The 6,445-nt window shown below is 69.8% G+C and carries 6 protein-coding genes; all 6 read right to left on the bottom strand.

Annotated features, from left to right (window positions below):
• Nucleotides 1-10: 10 nt before the first annotated feature.
• Entirely contained in the window at nt 11-1,183 is a 1,173-nt protein-coding gene (locus EJP67_RS13055; RefSeq protein WP_126022126.1) for an ABC transporter substrate-binding protein, read from the bottom strand.
• Nucleotides 1,184-1,269: 86 nt separating this feature from the next.
• Nucleotides 1,270-3,723, bottom strand: a complete 2,454-nt coding sequence (locus tag EJP67_RS13060; protein ID WP_126022127.1) for an ATP-binding cassette domain-containing protein — start codon at nt 3,721-3,723, stop codon at nt 1,270-1,272.
• Between the two features lie 17 nt (nt 3,724-3,740).
• Nucleotides 3,741-4,151: a VOC family protein gene (locus tag EJP67_RS13065; protein WP_126022128.1), complete on the bottom strand. Its 411-nt coding sequence runs from the start codon at nt 4,149-4,151 to the stop codon at nt 3,741-3,743.
• Between the two features lie 34 nt (nt 4,152-4,185).
• Nucleotides 4,186-4,647: a helix-turn-helix transcriptional regulator gene (locus EJP67_RS13070; protein ID WP_126022129.1), complete on the bottom strand. Its 462-nt coding sequence runs from the start codon at nt 4,645-4,647 to the stop codon at nt 4,186-4,188.
• Between the two features lie 45 nt (nt 4,648-4,692).
• Entirely contained in the window at nt 4,693-5,460 is a 768-nt protein-coding gene (gene trmB / locus EJP67_RS13075; RefSeq protein ID WP_126022130.1) for a tRNA (guanosine(46)-N7)-methyltransferase TrmB, read from the bottom strand.
• Nucleotides 5,460-6,431, bottom strand: coding sequence for a tRNA glutamyl-Q(34) synthetase GluQRS (gluQRS, locus tag EJP67_RS13080; protein WP_126022131.1), 972 nt, complete (start codon nt 6,429-6,431; stop codon nt 5,460-5,462). Before gluQRS ends, trmB begins: the two co-directional genes overlap by 1 nt.
• Nucleotides 6,432-6,445: the final 14 nt, after the last annotated feature.

The following is a 6,445-nucleotide window of genomic DNA, read 5'->3' on the forward strand; positions in this document are numbered from 1 at the left end:
AGGCGGCCGGCTACCTCAGCACCCGGCCGTCGGCCGAGATGCTGATCAGGTCGATGTTGCGCACGCTGTCGCGCAGGCCCGGGCGCAGGTTGATGCGAAAGCCACCGACGTCGTAGTCGGTCATGCCCGACATCACGCGCATGAGGGCGGCCGTGTTGAAGCCCCGGCCGGCTCGCTTCACTGCCTCGCCGGCGGCCTTGGCCGCGATGAAGCCCTCCAGGCCCTCGTACGAAGCGGTCTGGTCGGAGTTGTCGACGGCCGCGAGGTACTCCTTGACGATCGGAATGGCCGAGGGCCGCGGCGAGGGCACCACCTGCGAGATCACGATGCCGCCGATGTCCTTGCCGAGCGCGGCGTAGAGCGGGTCGATGCCGACGATGGAGAAGGCCATGAAGCTGCCCGCGTAGCCGCTCTTGCGCAGCTTGCGGATGGCGTTGGCCGTGGTGCCCGAGAGCGACACCAGCACGATGGCCTGCGGCGACTGCTTCTGCACTTCCTTCAAGGCCGCATCGAGCTTGTCGCCGTTGGCGGGCACCAGCGCGGTCGCGACCAGCGGCGTGAGCTTGAGTTCACTGATGGCCTGTTCCACGGCCGCCAGGCCTGCGCGGCCCATGGCATCGTCGTCGCCCACCAGCGCCACGCGCGTCTGCCCGACGGTGGCGCATTGCTTCACGATCTTCAGGGCCTCGTCGATCATGCCGGGGCGTACATGGAACACGTTCTGGTACTCCGCGCCGCGCAGCGTGTCGGAAGCCGCGAATGGCGCGAACAGCAGGCTGCCCTGCTGGGTGGCGACGTTGGCGCCGGCCTCGCTGCTGGCCGTGCCGACGAAGCCGAAGAGCATGTCGGCCTTGTCGTTGGTCAGAAGGGTGCGTGCGTTGGCTGCCGCGCGTGCCGCGTCGTAGCCGTCGTCGAGCTGCAGCAGCTTGAGCTGCAGGCCGCTGGCCGCGTTGCGGTCGTTGAAGGCGCTCACCGCGAGGCGGCTGCCGGCGGCGAAGGCATTGCCGATCTCGGAGGCGCTGCCCGTCAGCGGCACCGACTGCCCCAGCAGCACGACGCGCGCCCCGGCTGCCGCCGCCCCCGTCCGCGCCGTCTGCGCCATGACGGGATGGGCCATGCCGATGCCGCTACCCAGCATCAGCGCGCCTGCCCTGCCCAACCATTCCCTGCGTGACGTGTTCATTGGACACCTTCTTTCACATTAGTAAAAAAGTGTAGCAATATCGGGGCCAGGGTGGAAGGCGGGCTGACGAGGAGGAGGGTTTTGGATCAGCCTCCCTTGACGTAGCTGGCGAGGTGCTTGCCGGTGAGCGTGGCGCGCCTGGCGACGAGGTCCGCGGGCGTGCCCTCGAACACGACCCGCCCGCCCTCGTGTCCCGCGCCGGGGCCGAGGTCGATGAGCCAGTCGGCATGCGCCATCACGGCCTGGTGGTGCTCGACCACGATGACCGACTTGCCCGAATCCACCAGCCTGTCGAGCAGGCCCAGCAGCTGCGCCACGTCGGCCAGGTGCAGGCCGGCGGTGGGCTCGTCGAGCACGTAGATGTCGCCCTTCTCGGCCATCTGCGTGGCCAGCTTCAGCCGCTGCCGCTCGCCGCCCGAGAGCGTGGTGAGCGGCTGCCCGAGCCGCAGGTAGCCCAGCCCCACGTCGGCCAGCCGCTGCAGGATGGCCTGTGCCGCCGGCGTGCGCGCCTTGCCCTCGCCGAAGAAGGCGAGGGCCTCGTCCACCGGCATCGCCAGCACCTCGGCGATGTCGCGCCCGCCGAAGCGGTACTCCAGCACCGAGGCCTGGAATCGCTTGCCGCCGCACTCCTCGCAGGGGGTGGCCACGCCGGCCATCATCGCGAGGTCGGTGTAGATCACGCCCGCGCCGTTGCAGGTGGGGCAGGCGCCTTCGGAGTTGGCGCTGAAGAGCGCCGGCTTCACGCCGTTGGCCTTGGCGAAGGCGTTGCGGATCGGGTCGAGCAGTCCGGTGTAGGTGGCCGGGTTGCTGCGCCGCGAGCCGCGGATCGCGCTCTGGTCGATGCTCACCACGCCCGCGCCGGCCGGGATCGAGCCATGCACCAGCGAGCTCTTGCCGGAGCCTGCCACGCCGGTGACCACAGCGAGTACGCCGAGCGGAATGTCGACGTTCACCTTGCGCAGGTTGTGCGTGGCCGCGCCGCGTATCTCGAGCTTGCCGGTCGGCTCGCGAACCTTCTTCTTCAGCGTCGCGCGGTCGTCCAGGTGCCGGCCCGTGACCGTGCCGCTGCCGCGCAGCCCCTCGACGCTGCCCTCGAAGCACACGCTGCCGCCGGCCGAGCCCGCGCCCGGCCCGAGGTCGACGACGTGGTCGGCGATGGCGATGACCTCCGGCTTGTGCTCGACCACCAGCACCGTGTTGCCCTTGTCGCGCAGCCGCAGCAGCAGCTCGTTCATGCGCTGGATGTCATGCGGGTGCAGGCCGGTGGTGGGCTCGTCGAACACGTAGGTCACGTCGGTGAGCGAGGAGCCGAGGTGGCGGATCATCTTCGTGCGCTGCGCCTCGCCGCCCGACAGCGTGCCCGAGGGGCGGTCGAGCGAGAGGTAGCCCAGGCCGATCTCCACGAAGGAATCGAGGCTGGCCGACAGCGCCGTGAGCAGCGGCGCCACCGAGGGCTCCTTCAGGCCGCGCACCCACGCGGCGAGATCGCTGATCTGCATCGCGCAGGCGTCGGCGATGTTGACGCCCTTGATCTTCGAGGAGCGCGCCGGCGCGGCGAGCCGCGTGCCCTCGCATTCGGGGCAGGTGGAAAAGGTCACCACGCGCTCCACGAAGGCGCGCACGTGCGGCTGCATCGCCTCCACGTCCTTCGAGAGAAACGACTTCTGGATCGTCGGGATCAGCCCCGCGAAGGTGAGGTTGACGCCGTCCACCTTGATCCTGGTGGGCTCCTTGTAGAGCAGGTCGTGCAGCTCGTTCTTCGTGAACCTGCGGATCGGCTTGTCGGCGTCGAAGAAGCCGCAGCCCCGGAAGATGCGCCCGTACCAGCCTTCCATGCTGTAGCCGGGAATCTTGAGCGCGCCTTCGTTGAGCGACTTGCCGTCGTCGTAGAGCTCGGCAAGGTCGAAGTCGGTGACTGCGCCGCGCCCCTCGCAGCGCGGGCACATGCCGCCGATGCGGTTGAAGGTCTCCTTCACCGTCTTCGTCTTCGAGCCGCGCTCCACGGTGATGGCGCCAGCCGCGCTGACCGAAGGCACGTTGAAGGCGAAGGCGCCCGGCGGCCCGATGTGCGGCTTGCCCAGGCGGCTGAAGAGAATGCGCAGCATCGCGTTGGCGTCGGTGACCGTGCCCACGGTGGAGCGCGGGTCGGCGCCCAGGCGCTGCTGGTCGACGATGATCGCGGTGGTCAGCCCGTCCAGCACGTCGACCTCCGGCCGCGCCAGCGTGGGCATGAAGCCCTGCACGAAGGCGCTGTAGGTCTCGTTGATGAGCCGCTGCGACTCGGCCGCGATGGCGCCGAACACCAGCGAGCTCTTGCCCGAACCCGAGACGCCGGTGAACACCGTCAGCCTGCGCTTCGGTATCTCGATGCTGATGTCCTTCAGGTTGTTCTCGCGCGCGCCGTGCACGCGGATCATGTCGTGGCTGTCTGCGGCGTGCTGCGTGGACGGTGCCGCTTTCGTGGTCGTTTTCGCGGTCGTCTTCGCGGTCGTCTTCGCGGTCTTTTTGGGGGACGTTTTCTTCGCGGCCTTCGTGCTCATCGGTTCGCCTCTGCGCCTCAGCCCTGCTGCTGGATGCGGATCAGGCTGCCCGCGGGGTCGCGCACCGCGCAGTCGCGCACGCCGTAGGGCTGGTCGGTCGGCTCCTGGACGATCTCGGTGTCGCTGGCCTGCAGCTTCGCGAAGGTGCCTTCGAGATCGGGCGTGGCCAGCAGGATGGCGGCGTAGGTGCCCTTGGCCATCATCTCGGCAATGGTGCGGCGCTCCTCGTCGGTGATGCCGGGGTAGGCGGCCGGCGGCGCGAGCACTATGGACACGGCGGGCTGGCCCTTGGGACCGACGGTGATCCAGCGCATGCCGCCGTATCCCACGTCGTTGCGGACCTCGAAGCCGAGCAGGTCGCGGTAGAAGGCGAGCGACGCCTCGGGGTCGTTGTGCGGCAGGAAACTCGCGTGGATGCTGATGTTCATCGTGATCGCTCCGGTCGGTTGTTTTGAGGAGCGCTCAGTCTAGGTGCGACTGTGCGGCCGGCGCTTCTCGATTCCTGATCGGTCGCGTGACCTGCTTCGCCACGCAGGACGGCATGCCCTCGGTCTGCTGCGCGGCATCGCGCTTGTAGGCGCTGGGCGACATGCCCACCAGCTCGGTGAAGCGGGTGCTGAAGGTGCCCAGCGACGAGCAGCCGACCTCGAAGCAGACCTCGGTGACGCTGAGGTCGCCCCGGCGCAGCAGCGCCATCGCGCGCTCGATGCGCCGGGTCATCAAGTAGGAGTAGGGAGCCTCGCCGTACGCGAGCTTGAACTGGCGGCTCAGGTGGCCCGCCGACATGTGCACGCCGAAGGCGAGAGCCTCGACGTCCAGCGGCTGCGCGTATTCGCGGTCGATGCGGTCACGAACGCGGCGCAGCCGGGCGAGGTCGCGCAGGTGCAGTTGCTCGGCGTCGGTCTTGTTGCTGCTGCTGGTCATCCGCGGGATCGTGCCATGCCGCAACGGCAGGCTCAACCCGGCAGCTCAGGCGGTCCGCTCGAACACCAGGTCCCACACCCCGTGGCCCAGCTTGATGCCGCGGTTCTCGAACTTGGTCAGCGGGCGGTACTCGGGCTTGGGCGCGTAGCCCTCGGCGGTGTTGCGCAGCAGCGGCTCGCCCGACAGCACTTCGAGCATCTGCTCGGCGTAGGGCTGCCAGTCGGTGGCGCAGTGGATGTAGCCGCCGGGGCGCAGGTGCTGCGCGAGCTTGGTCACGAACCCGGGCTGGATCAGGCGGCGCTTGTTGTGGCGCTTCTTGTGCCACGGGTCCGGGAAGAACACGTGCACGCCGGCCAGCGTGCCGGGCTGCAGCATGTGGTCGAGCACGTCGACCGCGTCGTGCGCGCAGATGCGGATATTTGACAGGGATTGCTCGCCGATGCGCTTGAGCAGCGCGCCCACGCCGGGCTCGTGCACCTCGCAGCAGAAGAAATTGGTGTCGGGCAGCACCGTCGCGATGTGCGCGGTGGCCTCGCCCATGCCGAAGCCGATTTCCAGCACCGTCGGGCCGGCGCGGCCGCCGAAGGCGGCAGTCAGGTCGAGCGGCTCGGGCTTGTAGGGCACGAGGTAAAGCGGCCCCAGCTCGGAGAAGGCGCGCGCCTGGCCTTCGGTGGTGCGGCCGCCGCGCTTGACGAAGCTCTTGAGGCGGCGGTGCAGCGGGTGGGGCTTGCCGGTGCCGTCGATGGCACCGTCGTCGGTGCCCTCGTCATTGCCGGGCGGGAGGTCGTTGGACACGGTATCGGAAAGATTCATCACGGCCTCGAATTGTAGAGAGCGCGCCATTCGGGCACCCAGCCGGCCAGCGCCGCCGGGCAATCCGAGGCCGTGGCGGGGCCCAGGCCCAGCACCCGCGCCGCCGCATCGAGCGCCGCCAGCGCGGCCGCCGGCGAGCCGGTGTCGATGGAGGTGGCGCCGTTCTGCTTGGAGAGCTTGTCGCCGTCGGCGCTGCGCACCAGCGGCGTGTGCAGGTAGGTGGGCGTGGGAAAGCCCAGCGCGCGCTGCAGCAGGATCTGGCGCGCGGTGTTGTCGGTGAGGTCCTCGCCGCGCACCACGTCGGTCACGCCCTGTTCGGCGTCGTCGACCACCACCGCGAGCTGGTAGGCCCAGGGGCCGTCGGCGCGGCGCAGCACGAAGTCGCCGACCTCACGGCTCACGTTCTGGCACTGGCGGCCGAGGCGGCGGTCGGTGAAGCAGAGCTCGCCGCCGGTGCCTGCGTCGTGGCCGTCTTCTTCCTTTTCTTCCCAGGGCACACCGGGCGTGGGCGGAAGGTCGGCCTCGAACTTCTCGGTGGCGAAGCGCCAGGCGCGCGCGGGCTTGCCGTGCAGCCCGTCGCGGCAGGTGCCGGGGTACACGCGCTCGCCGTGGCGCTCATGCTGCTGGCCGAGCCGGGCAAGCGCCTCGTTGATGTCCTTGCGCGAGCAACCGCAGGGGTAGGCCAGGCCGCGCGCCTTGAGCCGCTCCAGCGCGGCCTCGTAGCGGTCGGTGCGCCGCGTCTGCCACACAGGGGGCTCGTCGGGCAGCAGGGCGCACTCGGCCAGCTGCTGGAGGATGTGCTCGCCCATGCCGGGCAGGCAGCGCTCGGTGTCGGCGTCCTCGATGCGCACCAGCCAGCGCGCCTGCGGGCCGCGTGCGCGCACGTCGAGCCAGCTCGCGAGCGCGGCCACCAGCGAGCCCGCGTGCAGCGGGCCGGTGGGCGAGGGCGCGAAGCGGCCGGTCTCTCTCATCTCCCTGTGGCGTT

Origin of the sequence: Variovorax guangxiensis, assembly GCF_003952165.1 — a bacterium.
Classification (GTDB): Bacteria; Pseudomonadota; Gammaproteobacteria; order Burkholderiales; family Burkholderiaceae_C; genus Variovorax; species Variovorax guangxiensis.